Origin of the sequence: Lentilactobacillus diolivorans DSM 14421 (assembly GCF_001434255.1) — a bacterium.
GTDB lineage: Bacteria > Bacillota > Bacilli > Lactobacillales > Lactobacillaceae > Lentilactobacillus > Lentilactobacillus diolivorans.
Genome location: NZ_AZEY01000069.1, coordinates 1 through 319, shown reverse-complemented (window position 1 = coordinate 319; position 319 = coordinate 1). Strand labels below are relative to the sequence as shown.

The window sequence follows — 319 nt, the reverse complement described above, 5'->3', positions numbered from 1 at the left end:
CAATACAATTACTACAGAAAATTAATACTATCTAGTTTTCAAAGAACCAAGTTTGACACATTCGTGTCAATGGAGAATAGCGGGATCGAACCGCTGACCCCCTGCTTGCAAAGCAGGTGCTCTCCCATCTGAGCTAATTCCCCATGATGCAACTCCGGTCAACACGGCCGGTGGATGGGCCTAAATGGACTCGAACCATCGACCTCACGCTTATCAGGCGTGCGCTCTAACCAGCTGAGCTATAGGCCCAAAAGCGTCACCACTTTGAGAGTAAACCTCTCAAAACTAAACAAAACTTTCGACAATGTGTAGGATTCCG

2 tRNA genes are annotated in these 319 nt (G+C 47.0%); both read right to left on the bottom strand.

Features of this window, described 5'->3' with window-relative positions:
- Positions 1-70: 70 nt before the first annotated feature.
- Positions 71-143 (bottom strand) — tRNA-Ala (locus FC85_RS07360).
- Between the two features lie 32 nt (positions 144-175).
- Positions 176-249: transfer RNA gene (locus FC85_RS07355), tRNA-Ile, on the bottom strand.
- Positions 250-319 lie beyond the last annotated feature (70 nt).